12 protein-coding genes are annotated in these 16825 nt (G+C 42.5%); 7 read left to right on the top strand and 5 right to left on the bottom strand.

Annotated elements, in window-relative coordinates:
- The first annotated feature begins 278 nt into the window (after positions 1–278).
- The 3 genes from Q3W13_RS12240 to Q3W13_RS12230 all read left to right on the top strand — a co-directional run bounded on the left by Q3W13_RS12240 (position 279) and on the right by Q3W13_RS12230 (position 5968).
- Positions 279–3251: a SusC/RagA family TonB-linked outer membrane protein gene (locus Q3W13_RS12240; protein WP_302864240.1), complete on the top strand. Its 2973-nt coding sequence runs from the start codon at positions 279–281 to the stop codon at positions 3249–3251.
- Positions 3252–3283: 32 nt separating this feature from the next.
- Positions 3284–4879, top strand: a complete 1596-nt coding sequence (locus tag Q3W13_RS12235; RefSeq protein WP_302864238.1) for a RagB/SusD family nutrient uptake outer membrane protein — start codon at positions 3284–3286, stop codon at positions 4877–4879.
- A 72-nt stretch (positions 4880–4951) separates the two neighbouring features.
- A complete protein-coding gene (locus Q3W13_RS12230) occupies positions 4952–5968 on the top strand; it encodes a SusE domain-containing protein (RefSeq protein WP_302864236.1) in 1017 nt (338 codons plus the stop codon).
- A 238-nt stretch (positions 5969–6206) separates the two neighbouring features.
- On the opposite strand, the gene Q3W13_RS12225 is transcribed toward Q3W13_RS12230, so the two are convergent.
- Positions 6207–7496: a citrate synthase gene (locus Q3W13_RS12225; protein ID WP_302864233.1), complete on the bottom strand. Its 1290-nt coding sequence runs from the start codon at positions 7494–7496 to the stop codon at positions 6207–6209.
- 155 nt (positions 7497–7651) lie between these two features.
- Between Q3W13_RS12225 and Q3W13_RS12220 the strand changes: the two genes are divergently transcribed.
- Positions 7652–10933: a PAS domain S-box protein gene (locus Q3W13_RS12220; RefSeq protein WP_302864231.1), complete on the top strand. Its 3282-nt coding sequence runs from the start codon at positions 7652–7654 to the stop codon at positions 10931–10933.
- 22 nt (positions 10934–10955) lie between these two features.
- On the opposite strand, the gene Q3W13_RS12215 is transcribed toward Q3W13_RS12220, so the two are convergent.
- Positions 10956–12203 carry an ABC transporter permease gene (locus Q3W13_RS12215; RefSeq protein ID WP_302864230.1) on the bottom strand — a complete coding sequence of 416 codons (1248 nt, stop codon included), beginning with the start codon at positions 12201–12203 and terminating at the stop codon, positions 10956–10958.
- A 248-nt stretch (positions 12204–12451) separates the two neighbouring features.
- Between Q3W13_RS12215 and queA the strand changes: the two genes are divergently transcribed.
- A complete protein-coding gene (queA, locus tag Q3W13_RS12210) occupies positions 12452–13501 on the top strand; it encodes a tRNA preQ1(34) S-adenosylmethionine ribosyltransferase-isomerase QueA (protein ID WP_302864226.1) in 1050 nt (349 codons plus the stop codon).
- Between the two features lie 66 nt (positions 13502–13567).
- Positions 13568–14287 carry a 2-C-methyl-D-erythritol 4-phosphate cytidylyltransferase gene (locus Q3W13_RS12205; protein WP_302864223.1) on the top strand — a complete coding sequence of 240 codons (720 nt, stop codon included), beginning with the start codon at positions 13568–13570 and terminating at the stop codon, positions 14285–14287.
- 67 nt (positions 14288–14354) lie between these two features.
- Here Q3W13_RS12205 and Q3W13_RS12200 read toward each other — a convergent pair whose 3' ends face one another.
- The 3 genes from Q3W13_RS12200 to Q3W13_RS12190 form a co-directional block, all read right to left on the bottom strand.
- Positions 14355–14504, bottom strand: coding sequence for a lmo0937 family membrane protein (locus Q3W13_RS12200; RefSeq protein WP_302864222.1), 150 nt, complete (start codon positions 14502–14504; stop codon positions 14355–14357).
- Positions 14505–14619: 115 nt separating this feature from the next.
- On the bottom strand, positions 14620–14841 hold the full coding sequence (locus tag Q3W13_RS12195; RefSeq protein ID WP_002996718.1) for a DUF2795 domain-containing protein: 222 nt from the start codon (positions 14839–14841) through the stop codon (positions 14620–14622).
- A 215-nt stretch (positions 14842–15056) separates the two neighbouring features.
- Positions 15057–15608, bottom strand: coding sequence for a cob(I)yrinic acid a,c-diamide adenosyltransferase (locus Q3W13_RS12190; RefSeq protein WP_302864139.1), 552 nt, complete (start codon positions 15606–15608; stop codon positions 15057–15059).
- 213 nt (positions 15609–15821) lie between these two features.
- Between Q3W13_RS12190 and Q3W13_RS12185 the strand changes: the two genes are divergently transcribed.
- Positions 15822–16823, top strand: a complete 1002-nt coding sequence (locus Q3W13_RS12185; RefSeq protein WP_302864138.1) for a chitinase — start codon at positions 15822–15824, stop codon at positions 16821–16823.
- The last annotated feature ends 2 nt before the right edge of the window (positions 16824–16825 follow it).

The following is a 16825-nucleotide window of genomic DNA, read 5'->3' as shown; positions in this document are numbered from 1 at the left end:
GACTAATTGTGTAATTTTGACACCATGAAAAATTAAAATCGTCGTTTTTTATTCAAGCAACGGTAAAAATTAAAAACTTTCTCAAATAAACTACCTTAATTTATTATTTCCTAAAAGTTAATTTCTCTTGAATTATGGTCATTAAAATTATCTTTTATATAACATTTGCAATTGTTACATCTTAGTGTAAATTAGGCACGAGCTGTTAAAGCAAAAATAACAAACCAATTGTACCCGGCATATATTGCCCCAATTTAATTTTTAAACTAAAGAAGTATATGAGAAAAAATTACTCAAAAAAGTATGTTCTCCTGTGCGCATTTCTGATGTTATCAGTATTTGCATTTGCGCAGACAGGCGGCATAAAAGGTAAGGTGATTGATGAAACCAATCTGCCTGTACCCGGCTCCTCTGTTACCATCGATGGTACGTCCTTAGGCGCCACTACCGACCCAAATGGTGATTACGTTATCACGGGTCTGAAAGCCGGTAATTACACCGTTTCAGTTAAATTCCTGGGATACAACACCGCAACCAAAACCGTGACTGTAGGAAATTCCGTAGTTACCGTTGATTTCGCATTAAAAGCGCAAAACACTGCCTTGAACGAAGTAGTTGTAGTTGGTTATGGTACACAACGCAAAAAGGACCTTACCGGTTCTGTTGTGTCTGTTACCTCTAAAGACTTCAACCAGGGACCTTTAACAACCCCTGAAGCCCTTATAACCGGCAAAGTTTCTGGTGTTGAGATCACCTCAAACAGCGGTGCGCCCGGCGCAGGAAGCACAATCCGTATCCGGGGTGGTGCTTCAATTAGTGCAAGCAACGACCCTTTGATCGTTATCGATAACGTTCCCGTAAGCAATTCGGGCATCGCGGGTATCGACAATGCGCTTGCTACGATCAACCCAAATGATATCGAATCATTCACTGTTTTAAAAGACGCATCGGCTACTGCAATTTATGGTTCGCGGGCGTCTAACGGTGTTATTATTATCACTACCAAAAAAGGCAGAAGTGATAAATTCACCGTCAACTTAAGCACGCTGAATTCTTTGGCAAAAATTACCAAGGAAGCACCTTCCCTGACCGCCGATGAATTTCGCCAGGTCACCAGCAGTTCCGAGGCAGGTTTAACCCCGGCGCAACAGGGTTTGGTAGGAGCGGCCAGCACTGATTGGCAAAAACTTATTTACCGTACTGCCTTTACCACTGATAACAACGTAAGCTTTACCGGCGGCATTAAAGGTTTACCATACCGCCTGTCAATTGGCTATTTAGACCAGGATGGGGTATTAAAAGGAGATAACCTTAAAAGAACAACTGCTGCATTAAATCTGAACCATAACTTCCTGAGAGAAAGCCTAAAACTGGACTTCAACATTAAAGAAACATATACCGACAGGCGTTTCGCTAATCAGGGAGCAATCGGCGCTGCCGTTAACTTCGACCCTACCCAGCCTGTATACTCGGGTAATGATAAATATGGCGGTTACTTTGAGTGGCTTGATGCAAGCGGTAACGGTAACCCAAGTACTTTGGCGCCGCGTAATCCGCTCGGGCTGCTAAACCAACAGGTTGGTAACGGTTATACCACCAGGACATTAGGTAGCATATCAGCAAACTATACCTTTCCATTCCTTAAAGAACTACAATTTAATGCAACCTTCGGCGGCGATATAACCGATGGTATGGGCAATACTTTTATCCCAGCGACCGCTGCATCGAACTTTAACCAAACTTATAAAGGTTTGTATAGCCAATATTTCAGTGAAAATTACACCTACAATAATGACTACTACCTGAGATATGTGAAAGATTTCAAAAGCATTAAAAGCCACCTTGATTTCCAAGTCGGTTATTCTTACCAATATTTTCATTTTTACACCAAACCGTATGACACTTATGCAGCTGACAAAACGCATGTAACTTCTGCCGCGGGAAATATCTTTCCCGGCCAATATTACATTGAATCTCCTTTCGGCCGTTTAGTTTTTACATTTGATGACAAATACATTTTAACCGCCACAATCCGCGACGACCGATCATCAAGATTCTCTGATCTACGCCGGAATGGTTATTTTCCATCAGCTTCATTCGCCTGGAGATTAAAAGAAGAGCCTTTCTTTAAGGCCATGACAAGCCTTTCCGATCTTAAATTCCGTGTTGGCTATGGTGTAACAGGTCAGCAGGATATCGGTCCGCTGTTTCCTTACCTGGCAGTGTATGATCCAAGTAACATCAGCGCCCAATACCAATTTGGCGGCGCTTTTATAAATACTTTACGCGCCGACGCTTACAATACTTTAATTAAATGGGAGCAAACTGCGACCACCAACGTAGCTTTCGATTATGGCTTTCTTAACGGTAAAATCAATGGCAGCATTGAATACTATTACAAAAAGACTAAGGATTTATTATTTGATACCCCGGTTGCAGACGGCACAAACCTAACTAACCACGTTTATGCAAATATCGGCAACCTGCACACCCAAGGTGTTGATTTCAATATTAACGCAAAGGTTATTACAACCGATAAGCTGAATTGGAATATCGGTTATAACGTGTCTTTCAATAAAATTGTGGTTGATAATATCTCTGCAACGAAAGACCCTAACCAGGTTATCGCTGTTGGCGGTATTCCAGGCGGAGTGGGTAACACTATCCAGCTGCTCAAAGCTGGCTACACCCCTTACCAGTTCTATGTTTATCAGCAGGTTTACGGCCAAAACGGTATGCCGCTGAACGGTGTATATGTCGACAGAAATGGCAACGGCAGCACAGTTGATGATAAATATCTGTACAAGCATCCGAACCCAACCGTATTTATGGGCTTTAATTCAAATCTGCAATACGGCAAATGGAACCTGGGCTTTACGCTACGTGCCAATATTGATAACTATGTTTATAACGCGGTGCAGGCAAGCAACGGCGCTTATGCAGGCCTGAAATTCCAGGGATATCTTAACAATCTGCCAAACAGCATTTTGAAAACCGGTTTCTCGAATTATCAACTATATTCAGACTACTATGTTGAGAACGCGTCATTCCTTAGAATGGATAACGCTAACCTTACTTATAACTTTGGAAGATTGGCTGGCTTAAACAACCTGAGAGCGACTTTCAACGTACAGAATGTATTCGTTGTAACCAAATATACCGGCCTTGACCCTGAAATTTCATCAGGCATAGATAACAATATTTATCCGCGTCCGCGTGTGTTCTCACTCGGTCTGAACGCGTCATTCTAAAATATTAACATATTATGAATAATAATATCAACATGAGATTTAAATTATTAACCAGGCTAACGTTCGTTACAGTATTGAGCGTTGCAGTCACTCTTACATCATGTAAGAAAAACCTGACGCCACAGGGACAGCTAACTACGGCAAGCGTATACAAGGACTTTAATAACTACAAAAGCGTATTGGCCAAGCTTTATACAGCTTTTGCCTTAAGCGGCCAGCAGGGCCCCGCCGGTAACCCGGATGTGGCAGGTATTGACGAAGGTTTCTCAAATTACCTCCGTGAGCTGTTCAATATGGAAGAGCTGACTACTGACGAAGCCCACATTGTCTGGAATGACGGTACAGTTCACAACCTGCATGATATGACCTGGAATTCGCAAAATGAGTTCATCCGTGCAATGTATGACCGTATTTTCTACGAAATATCTTTGGATAACGAGTTTATCCGCCAAACAAGCGATGCCAAACTGGCAGAAAACGGTATTACCGGACAGAATGCGACGACGGCTAAACAGTATCGCGCTGAAGCACGTTTTTTAAGAGCGTTAGCTTATTATCATGCTATAGATTTATTTGGCAGCGTTCCGTTTGTTACTGAAGACGACAATGTCGGCGTATTTTTCCCAAAACAAAAATCCCGTAAAGATTTGTTTGCCTATGTTGAAAGCGAATTAAAGGCAATCGATGGCGATTTAGGCGCTCCACGCTTTGAGTATGGTCGTGCAGATAAAGCTGCCGCCTGGACTTTGTTGGCGAAATTGTACCTGAACGCCGAAGTTTACACCGGCACTGCCCGTTACGCGGATGCTGCAACCTATGCCGACAAAGTAATTAATTCAAACGCCTACTCTCTTGAACCACACTTCAAAAATTTGTTTTTGGCGGACAATAACAACTCGAAAGAGATCATTTTCCCGATCGAGTCTGACGGTATTCATACCCAAGGATATGGTGGTATGACTTATTTAATTCACGCTTCTGTTGGCGGCAACATGAACCCCGCTGCTTTTGGTATCAACGGTGGCTGGGCCGGTTTACGCACTACTAAACAATACGTGGCTTTGTTTAACGATATCAGCGGCAACACCGATAAAAGGGCAATGTTTTTCACTGACGGACAGAAATTGGACATCGACGATGAATATACCTTTACCGATGGCTATGCTATCCAGAAATTCAGGAACGTAACTTCGGCCGGGGTGGCAGGTACAGATAATACTGGCAACTTTCCTGACACTGACTTTCCGATGTTCCGCTTAGCTGATGTGTATTTGATCTATGCTGAGGCTGCTATTCGCGGCGGCGGTGATTTAGCCAAGGCATTATTATACGTAAACAAGGTTAGAACAAGGGCTTATGACGGAAGCGTGGTTGGTAATCTTGCCTCTACAAATGACTTGTCATTAAATTTTATACTTGACGAGCGTGGCCGTGAGTTACTGTTTGAGTGTCAGAGAAGGACCGACCTTATTCGTTTTGGTAAATTTACCGGCGACTCTTATGTATGGCAGTGGAAAGGCGGCGTTAAAAATGGTACTGGTGTATCTGATAACCTGAAACTAATGCCGATCCCTTCAACCGACATCATTAACAACCCTACCCTGGTTCAAAACCCCGGCTATAAATAAAAAATCAGGCAGGGCGTTTTATACTACGCCCTGCTCAAATAATTAAGACGAAATTTAATTAGAAAAGAAAATATGAAAACGATTTTTACAAAATCTTTAGCAATTGGCAGCATCGCACTGCTGATGCTGGCATCCTGTAAAAAGGATGAGATGAAGGTTGTGGCGACGAGCGGAAAAGCCGGCACGTTGCAAGCTTCATCAAACGCAATCGTGCTGACAAAAGCTGATCTCGACAAAACTGCGGTGACATTCAATTTCACTTCGGCTGATTTTGGTTACAAAGCAGCAGTGTCAAATACATTACAAATCGATGCTAAAAGCGACAACTTTGCTGCGCCAAAAGAATTTGTGATCGGCGCCGGAAAATTATCACAAAGCTTTACTACCGTTGATTTTAATGCTCTGATGCTGGCATTACACTTGCCAACCGGCTCTGCGTCAGATGTTAGCGTACGCTTAAAATCTCAGTTGAGCGCCAGCCTTGCGCCGGTCTATTCAAATACAATGTCGATAACTGTAACGCCTTTTGCATTGGTATCATACGTGTATGTTCCCGGCGCTTACCAGGGATGGAACCCGGCCGTGGCCGATAGCCTGACATCTGCTAAAGGTGACGGCATTTATACTGGCATCATCTTGTTTACCGGTGCTGATTTAGGCTTTAAAATTACAACAGCTAAAAACTGGAATAACGCATACGGCGATGCCGGTGGCGGCAATGTAAGCCTGTCTGGCGGCAATTTAACAGCGCCAGGTGATGGTTCATACCAAATCACACTTGATGAAAATAAGAATACAATTGCATTCGCCTACGCACAATGGAGCGTTATTGGCGACGCATCACCAGGCGGCTGGGGCGGCGACACCGATTTAAAATATAACAATACCACCAATCTGTGGGAGGGCACTGTTCCTTTAACTGCCGGTGGTGCAATTAAATTCAGGTTTAAGCATGACTGGGGGGTGAATCTTGGCGGGAGCAACGGAACCTTAACCCAGGGCGGCGACAACATAAGCATCACCGCTACCGGCAACTATAAAATTGTTTTAGACGTGGTTAATAATACTTATACGTTAACGAAACTGTAAAAACAGAGTTGATTGGATTGATTGAAAGGCCTGACCGGTTAAAAACCGGCGGGCTTTTTTATTGGATTTATGATTCAACGATTTTAAAAAAAATCGCTCCGGTTTGCATATGGATAATAAGTCTGTATCATTCATTACCCCAATCAACGACATCCCCAAAAAAAAGGTCCGTAACTCACCTGAATTACGGACCATCTTTTATAAAATTTGTTCTCTTCTATGAACTTTGAACCTTCGATTATTTACGGTCTTTCATCTCCACATAATCTCTTGTTGTAGCGCCAACAAATATCTGGCGCGGGCGGCCGATCGGCTCTTTGTTTTCTTTCATTTCTTTCCATTGCGCAATCCAGCCTGGCAGGCGGCCAAGCGCAAACAGCACAGTGAACATATCTGTCGGGAAACCAAGCGCACGGTAGATAATGCCTGAATAAAAGTCGACGTTTGGATAAAGTTTGCGTTCAACAAAGTAAGGATCCTTCAACGCTACTTCTTCAAGCTTTTTAGCAATATCCAGCACCTCGTCATCTATACCCAATTTCTCCAAAATATCGTCGCATGCCTTTTTGATGATCTTAGCGCGCGGATCAAAGTTTTTATATACACGGTGACCGAACCCCATCAAACGGAACGGATCGTTTTTATCTTTAGCCTTGGCTATCCATTTGTCGGTATCTCCCCCATCGGCCTTTATTTTCTCCAGCATTTCTATCACCGCCTGGTTTGCACCGCCGTGCAGTGGCCCCCAAAGTGCAGAAATACCCGCCGAAACAGATGCGTAAAGGTTGGACTCCGACGATCCTACGATGCGCACAGTAGAAGTTGAGCAGTTTTGCTCATGATCAGCATGCAGGATCAAAAGCGTATTCATCGCGCTTACAATTACCGGATCAATCTCAATCTGCTCAGTACGCTGGCCGAATGTCATGTGCAAAAAATTGGTCACATAATCATATTTGTTCTGCGGGTAAATAAAAGGATGCCCTAGCGATTTTTTATATATCCACGAAACTATGGTAGCCATTTTTGCCAGCATTTTTATAATGCTTAAATGGAGTTCTTCTTCAGACTGTATCGATTTTAGAGATTCCGGATAAAAGGCCGACAATGCGCATACCAGTGATGATAACTGGCCCATCGGATGAGCTTTTGACGGAAAGCCATCAAAAAACTTCTTCATGTCCTCGTGTACCAGCGTATGCCTGCTGATCTCGTATTGAAAATGCTTCAGTTGTGTTTCAGTCGGCAATTCGCCATGGATAAGCAGGTAAGCTACTTCAATAAAACTCGATTTTTCCGCAAGCTGTTCTATCGGATACCCGCGATACTTTAATATTCCCCGCTCACCGTCCAGAAACGTGATAGCGCTTTTGGTAGCACCCGTATTTTTATAGCCAATATCAAAGGTAACATAGCCGCTTTGGTCTCTTAATTTAGAAATATCAATCGCTTTCTCGCCTTCAGTACCTTCAATTACGGGAAGGTCGTAAGTTTTATCGCCAATCTTTAATTGTGCTGTATCCGACATAGGAAAATATTTTTATTTGCAACAAATGTAACTAAATCCGCGTATTAATGGCCTTTAAGACCTATGACAATTGTAAAAATTTCATGTTAAATCATTGTCAGAATTTGATACATTTTACAGAAACTAATTATCACGTTTAATAAAAGCCGGTCAAAATGTCGTTTAAAAGCAAGTTTTTATCATTTACACAAAACGACAATACCATCATCCAACTGCTGCTGATTGGACTTTTTATCGCTAGTCCGGCGCTCCACTACCTTTGCTTTTACAACTCTTACGATCCTATCTGGCTTCGGTTGATTTGCAGTACCATCTGTCTTGCAGCGCTGACTTTCTCACTATTGAATCTGAAGTTTTTGAGTGCTGCGGGCCAATATTTAACCATCACCGCCTTCCTGGTAATTAATAACGGCATATTGTTAAGCCGGAATGGCTTTAACCACGTTTACCTCTTTAGTGCTATAACTATTTTTATAGCGCTCACGCTGTTTTGCCGGAAACGCCGGGAGTTTATAGCGCTATGCTGTTTTAACTTATTGGCCATTGTTGCAGCATACATAACGGCCCGGCAGCTATATATATCCATGAGCGTATTGGTGGTTTTGCTGATAACATTTACGCTTATAGCTTATGTATCGTTTTTGGTAACGACCGCTTATAAGGCGCGATTCGATAAGGCTTTAAGTAACGTGATCGACCTTAATAAAAGCCTGATAATTAATGATGAAGAGCTACGGCAGAGCAGTAAAAAACTCGACGCCCTGATTAATTCGCTGAACGACATAATTTTTGAATTTGATGAAAGCAGAGTATGTTTGAATGCGTGGTTCAGACGTATTGAGGGGAGAGTAATTGATCCGGCGAGCCTGATCGGCAAAACGTTAAATGACGTTTTAGGTGATGAAAAGGCAGAAAAGTTTAATAATGCTATGGATTACGTTATCAAGACGCACCAGCCTGCTTCAATAACTTATCCTTCGGACTTTGGTACCGGGCAATGGCTTGTAGCCCGGATAACCCCCGTTTTTGACAGGGCCGGCAATTATACTCACCGCTTGTCTGCATCTGTAACAGACATATCTGAACAAAAAAAATATGCCGATGCTCTTAAAGAAAATGAGACCCTGTTACTTGAGGCGCAATCTATCGCAAAAATTGGCAACTGGTACTTTGATATTACTGCGAGGGAAACTTATTTGTCAGAAAGCTTATATAACATACTTGAGATTGACCGGATTCCTGAAGGCGCTGAAACTTTTGACTATTACCTTAGCCTGATTCATCCTGACGACCGCGATGTGGCGCACGCTTATTTTACAAACATCCAGGATATCGGGAAAAATGCATTTGAGCACAGGCTGATAACCCCTTCTGGTAAACTGAAATATATCAAGGTATTAAAAGGCGAATTGGTAGAAGACGAAAACGGCAATTTGAGGCGCATAACCGGGGTTTTACAGGACATAACCGAAACCAAGCTAACGGAAAAAAAGATTAAGCTGAGCAGGACCGAGTTGCTCGAGGCACAGCTTATTGCCAAATTAGGGAACTGGAATTGGGATATCGCCTTAAACAAGCTCACCTGGAGCGACGAAATAAATAACATTTTCGAAATTGATCCGGATAAAGTAAAAGAAGACAGCATTGTTAAGTTACTGGTTAAATATGCCCATCCTAATGACAGGCACATACTTAAGCAGCAGTTAAAGAATATTTCAAATATTACCCATACATCCTACGAATTCCGGATCATTACGCCTAACGGAAATGTAAAATATTTAAGTATTATAGTAGGTAAGCTATTAAGACGCGATGACGGTACCGTGCGGAAAGTGATAGGAACAATCCAGGATATAACAGACCGAAAGCAGGCAGAATTAGAATACCAACGCTCTGAGAACAAATACAAGCTGGTTCTGGAAACGATAAAAATGCCTGCTATATCGATTGATAAAAGAGGGAATATTATTTTTTGTAACCGGCAAATGGCGCAAACGCTCGGCTACTTGCAAGATGAGCTAATGGGCTTAAACTGGCTGGATAAATTCGTGCCCCGGCGGGAACGCGAAGAATTATACCAGGCGTTTATCAATAATTCTTTCAAGGCCCAGTTTATCAGCCCCGTAATTTGCCGCAATGGCGACGAACGCATAATCAGCTGGCAAAATACAGTGAGCTATGATGATTATGGAAGAATTAAAGAAATAACCGGAATAGGCGAAGACATAACCGACAGGCAAAAAGCAACCCAGGCGTTGATATCGGCGAAAGAACAGGCTGAAAAATCATCTCATTTCAAATCAGAGTTTTTATCAATTATGAGCCATGAGATACGGACGCCGATGAACGCTGTTATTGGTACAACCAATTTGCTGCTCAGTGAAAACCCGCTGCCGGAGCAACTGGAGTACCTGAACATACTGAAGTTTTCGGGTGAGAACCTGCTGGCTATCATCAATGATATTTTAGATTACAATAAAATCGAAGCCGGTAAACTTGATCTGAATGCCCAATCATTTAGCCTGTTAAATCTCGCACAGAAAATAAAACAGTCGTTTTATGCGAAGGCAGCTGAAAAGGGCCTTGAACTGGACTTATTTACAGACAACAACATACCTGAAAACATAATTGGCGACCCGGTGAGGCTTGGACAGGTGTTAAATAACCTGCTAAGCAATGCAGTTAAATTTACACATAAAGGCAAAGTAAGCCTGCAGCTTATAAAAGAAGCCATAAATGAAAAAAATGTAACTATCAAATTCAGTGTTGCGGATACCGGCATAGGCATAGAGCCGGGAAACCTTGCAATGATCTTCGATCCGTTTATGCAGGAGTCACAAAGCCACGAAAATGACTATGGAGGAACGGGCTTAGGATTGGCAATTACCAAACGGTTAATAGAACTTCATAAAAGCACAATATCGGTAACGAGTGAACCCGGCAAAGGCACCGAATTTTCGTTCTCCATCAAATTTGATATCGCATTACAGTCACAAAATAATGAGGCGATTGCTGCTCCTTCTGCACCGGCAGTATCCCGGCGCAATTTGCAGGGCATGCGCGTTTTGGTTGTGGATGACAACAAAATGAATTTGATGATAGCGTCAAAGTTCCTTAAAAAATGGATGATTGAGGTGGATGAAGCTATTAGTGGCGAAGCGGCAATAAATTTATTAAAAACAAACCTTTACGACCTGATATTAATGGACTTACAAATGCCGGAGATGGACGGTTTTGAAACAACTAAAATCATCAGGCAAACCGATGCCTCAACACCCATAATTGCACTTACAGCAGATGCCATGCCTGAAACCCATAGCAAAGCGCTTTCCGCAGGTATGCATGGCTACTTAACCAAGCCATTTGTGCCGGATGTACTATATGACAAAATAGCCAGGCATTATACTATTGGCGAAATAGTTGACCAGGCTGAATGAATGCAATAAATCCGCTCGTTGCTTAATTAGACCTTATCGCCTCAACCGGGTCAAGCCGGGCTGCAAAATAAGCCGGAATAATGCCGGATAACATCCCGATAATTACTGAATAGGATATGCCCCGTATAATATTGGCAATGTCAAGCACCACGGCCAAACCCGTCGCGGCTTTTACCGCGGCCGTGGCCCCGTAAACCATCGCAAGCCCTATCAGGCCACCCATCAAACAAAGTACTATTGACTCGATCAGGAACTGCAGTAATATGAAATAGTTTTTTGAACCAAGTGATTTCTGTATGCCGATTATATTCGTACGCTCCTTAACGGAAACAAACATAATATTAGCGATACCGAAACCGCCAACCAATATTGAAAAGATGCCAATGAAGCCCCCTACCTTATTCAGTATACCGAAAACAATATCCAGCTGATTGGACAATAATGTGGTTTTATTCAACGAGAAATTGTCCTCTACACCCGGACGCAGCCTCCGTACAGAACGCATAATGCCACGCACTTCACTTTCAACCTCTACATCGCTAATGCCGGGTTTGCCGCGTACTACTATCTGCGGGCCATAATTTCCGCTCTGCACATCAATAACGTTCTTCGCAAAGTTCAGCGGCATCAGTATTTCTTTATCGCTCGAAATACCCAGCATATCTTTCCCTTCTTTTTTAAATACGCCGATGACATTAACTTTGCGGCCCATTATTTTCAACTCCTTACCGACCGCGCCCCCATCCGGGAAAAGATCAGTTGCAATGTCATGGCCTATTACTACTACCGGGCTGCCTGATTTCGATTCAAGCTCGGTAAAATAACGTCCGTCTTCAAAATCAAAATTCCATGTCTTATCGTGGTCTTGCGAGGCGGCATCTATCTGCGCACCCTCAACAGTGTTGCTTTTATATTTAACGATACGGTTGTCAATATTAATCTCATACGATATGGCCAGAGCGGTTTGACTGCGCTTCTGAAGGGCATCAAACTCCCGCAGCTTCGGGTCGGGCCATTGCATATATTTCCACCAGGGGAAGTCGTTACCTCCAACCCATGGCCATTTCTGAACGTAGATACTATTGCTGCCCAGTTTGTTAACGCTTTTTTGCAGATTGTTTTTCAGTGTATCCACCGCCGAAAAAACGGCTATGATAGTAAAAATACCAATGGTAACGCCTGTTAATGACAGGAAGGTACGTAGCTTATTCTGCCGCAATGCATCCAGGGCAAACAAAAAACTCTCCCTTATAAGTTTCAAGATTATCATGATTCTATGATTTCACCGATTGTGTAAAATTGATCTCACCGACTAAAAAAATTTGATTTCCGCAAATCCCTGCCGATATCAAGACCCGATAATTTTAGACTACCGCATTTAATTTTAGTTACATTATTTCAAACTATTATTAATTATCAATTGTATTGATAAGGCTGTCCGTGTAATCTGTTAAAAAATCAATAAAATCACAAAAAAAAATCGTACATTCGCACCCTTGAAAATTCGTATATTTTAACATGAAATTATCTCAATTTAAATTTAATCTGCCTGAATCTTTGATTGCCCACACTCCAGCCGGTACCCGAGACGAATCAAGATTAATGGTTTTACACCGTGAGACAGGCAAAATTGAGCACAAAATATTCAAAGACGTCCTGGACTATTTTGATGATAAGGACGTAATGATCCTTAACAACACCAAGGTATTCCCGGCCCGCATGTATGGCAACAAGGAAAAAACCGGCGCTACCATCGAGGTTTTTTTGCTGCGCGAGCTAAATAAAGAATTAAGATTATGGGATGTATTGGTTGATCCTGCCCGTAAAATACGTGTTGGTAATAAGCTGTATTTCGGCGACGATGACCTTTTAATCGCCGAGGTAGTAGATAATACTACTTCACGCGGCCGTACTATTCGCTTTTTATTTGACGGTACCGACGAGGAGTTCCGTAAGAATGTTGAAATATTAGGAGAAACCCCTCTTCCTAAGTACATCAAACGGAAAGCTACTGCCGAAGACAAAGAGCGTTACCAGACAATTTTTGCCAAGCATGAAGGCGCGGTTGCCGCACCTACCGCAGGCTTGCACTTTAGCCGCGAACTGATGAAACGCCTGGAACTTAAAGGCGTTGAGTTTGCTGAAGTTACGCTGCATGTTGGCTTAGGTACTTTCCGCCCGGTTGAGGTTGAGGACCTTACTAAACATAAGATGGACTCTGAGCAGTTTATTATTGAAGAAAAGCAGGCAAATATTGTAAACCGGGGCATCGAACGCAAAAAAAGGATCTGCGCTGTCGGTACTACCTCAATGCGTGCCATAGAATCGGCCGTATCAGCAAATAAAACACTGAAGCCGGCTAACGACTGGACCAGTAAGTTTATTTTCCCTCCATACGATTTCAGCATAGCCAATTCTATGATAACCAACTTCCATACCCCTGAGTCAACATTACTGATGATGATTTGTGCGTTCGGAGGTTACGAAAATGTAATGAATGCTTACGAGATTGCTGTAAAGGAAAAATATCGTTTCTACAGCTACGGCGATGCCATGCTGTTAATCTAAAATAGATTTGAGATATTAGATGTGAGGTATGAATAAAATCGTATCTCACATTTTTATTTTAGCAATATGACGTCCGCAGATCCCACATTACACAATCCGTATTTCGCATCAAAAAAATACGTCATTATTGTCGGCGGGGGGACGGGCACGCGTATGCAATCAATCGTTCCGAAACAGTTTTTACCATTTAGTGGCAAGACGGTTTTGATGCATACAATCAATGCGTTTTCCACATCGGCCGTTACGCCGGAAATTATTCTGGTTCTTCCGTCAGCCTATCATGCTTTTTGGAAACAGCTTTGCGTTGAGCGTCAATTTATTACCCCGCATCAATTGGTCGCAGGGGGAGAAACCCGTTTTCATTCTGTAAAAAACGGACTTGATGCAATTGATGATAACATTCATGCTTTGATCGCCGTTCACGACGCGGTACGTCCGTTAACCAGCCAATTTATAATTGAAAACTCTTATCAAATCGCCGCGGAATTGGGCAATGCGATAACAGCCGTAAAAAGCCGTGACTCGGTGAGACTGATGGAAAACGGCGTCTCAAAGAGCTTGCTACGAGACAACGTTTACCTTGTACAAACCCCGCAGACGTTCCAATCGGCACAGTTAAAGAAAGCTTACCGGCAGGCATACAATGTAAAATTTACAGACGATGCCAGCGTAGTTGAAGAATTGGGCATCAAAATTAACCTCTCCGAGGGTGACCACAGGAACATTAAAATAACATTCCCGGAAGATATTGCGATTGCAGAAATGCTTTTAAGAGACTGTAGTTAATTCTAATGGTCTATAGCGATTGATTTTATAAAACCAACCGCTATAGACCGTTTGTATGGACTATTACCTATGCCCTGCGTATAATTCCTAAAAGTACTGCTATAACGGCAATTACCAAAAGAACGTGAATAAGGCCGCCGCCTACCGGATAAACAAAAAATCCAAAGATCCAGCCGATTACCAGGATTACTGCGATTAAATAAAGTAAGCTTCTCATTTTTGTAAAAGTTTTAGTTGATAAATGTTATTTCACCGGTAACCAAAACCATTCCAAAAAAGAATACCTACAAAAAAACCCCGTTGAGCGGGGTCTTTTATCGATTTAAAGTTTTTTAATACTCATCTTCGTTAAAAAAGAAGTCATCTTTTGTAGGGTAATCAGGCCATATTTCCTCTATATTTTCGTACGGCTCACCATCATCCTCCAGAGCTTGAAGATTTTCAATAACCTCAACCGGAGCTCCGGAGCGGATAGCATAATCAATCAGTTCATCTTTAGTCGCAGGCCAGGGCGCATCCTCAAGGTGTGATGCAAGTTCAAGTGTCCAATACATATCTATATAATTTAATTTATTGGTGAATTTACAATTTTGGCAAAAGTATAATATTTTTCAGTCGATTATCAACATTTTTTTTCATTTAATTGTAGCAGTTCATGGCTCATATTTGATGGCTCGCAATAAGCGGCTGTATCATAGGCAGAATGGTGCAGATTACGCTTCAAACGGCATTACTAATGACGGGTGACTAGGAAGCCCTGACTCACCCGTTATGATCCTCTCGGCATCCATTTATTCTCCGGAACATTGTTTTCGTGACCTACTTTCCGGGCAAGCGTAAACAGATAGTCACTTAACCTGTTCAGGTAGATAATCACCTTTTCGTCTACAGTACTTTCTTCTGCAAGATGTACGGCTATGCGCTCAGCCCGTCGGCACACGCAACGCGCGATATGACAATAAGAAACCGTATTGCTGCCTCCCGGCAAAATAAAATGCCGGAGTTCGGGCAATTGAAGGTTCATATCATCCATTTCCTTCTCCAGCAACTCTATGTCTGACTGGTAGAGATCGGGAATTACCATTTTGGATTTTTCAGGATCGGCAGCCAGTGACGAACCGATGGTAAACAGCCTGTCCTGTACCTGTTTTAAAATTTCTTTATCATGCCAGGTGATCTCCTGATCGGCGATAAGGCCGATATAAGAGTTCAGTTCATCAACGGTGCCATAGCTTTCAATGCGGATGTGGTGCTTAGGCACACGGGCGCCGCCTATCAGTGAGGTAAGGCCCTTGTCCCCGGTTTTAGTATATATTTTCATTTAAGATTAAAAAACGTTTAAAAATTTCTCCTATTAAAGCCAGAATAGTTATTTATTGCAAAGGAAAACGACAAGCTACCGAAGTTATGATTTTGATTTCAGATGCGAGGGGTTGATCTGTAAAAGTTCTCAACGTTATAAAACAGAAACATTCCAGGCACTGATGATTATAAAAATTTTATTCTCAACTTTGATACTTAAAAACATTCTACCGTGAAAAAGCCCCTGTTTATAACATCCACGTTTGTCATTGGCGCCGCGCTCTTATTAAGCCTCAAATGCGCCAGCAGCAATAACAGTAAAACCGCCCCAGATTATACACCTTCCGCCGCACAGAAGGGATCGATCACCAGGTTGCTGACCGAAAAGCAGTTTAATGATCTCTTTCCGATGCGCGATAAATTTTATACCTATACTGCTTTTACACAGGCAGTAAATGAATTGGGCCAGGTTTCGGTTAAGATAACCCGCCGGGCAGTATCTGTGTACCAGTTTATTCGCACAGATAAGGCTACCGGTAAATCTTCCACCGTACGCCAGGACGAGGACTGGAACGAAGATTGGGCCAAAAAGAAACCCGATAGCAGTTACGTTATTGACTACGGTAACTTTTGTAACGAAAAGGACCTGCAAACTAATAAAAGAGAGCTGGCGGCCTTTTTTGCCAATATAGCCCATGAAACCCGTCACGGCGAAAATGGCCAGTATAACGACGGCCTGATGTTTATCCACGAGAACAACACCTCGCTTCCTTATGTAACTGAAAATGACGCGTACCCAGCAGTGCCCGGCAAAAAATATTATGGACGCGGGCCATTGCAATTAAGCTACAACGGCAACTACGGTTATGCCTCCGATTGTATCTTTGGCGATAAAAAAATATTACTTGAAAATCCTGAAAAGGTGGAGAACGACGCAGTTACAGCATTTAAAACTGCAATTTATTTCTGGATGACACCGCAAACCGCCAAGCCATCAGCACACGATGTAATGATTGGCAAATGGCAGCCTACCGCAGCCGACAAAGCCGCCAACCGTTTGCCCGGATTTGGCATGACCATCAATATTATTAACGGGGAAGTAGAATGTAATAAAGGCGAAAACATATTCAGCATGAACGACCGCATAGGCTTTTATCAGCACTTTTTAAAGGCATTTGGTATCACTGACGATAATTGTGCCTGCTCATGTGGAAAAATGAGGCCGTTTAACTAAAA

Origin of the sequence: Mucilaginibacter sp. L3T2-6 (assembly GCF_030519355.1) — a bacterium.
Taxonomy (GTDB): domain Bacteria; phylum Bacteroidota; class Bacteroidia; order Sphingobacteriales; family Sphingobacteriaceae; genus Mucilaginibacter.
This window is presented reverse-complemented; position numbering and strand designations above follow the sequence as displayed.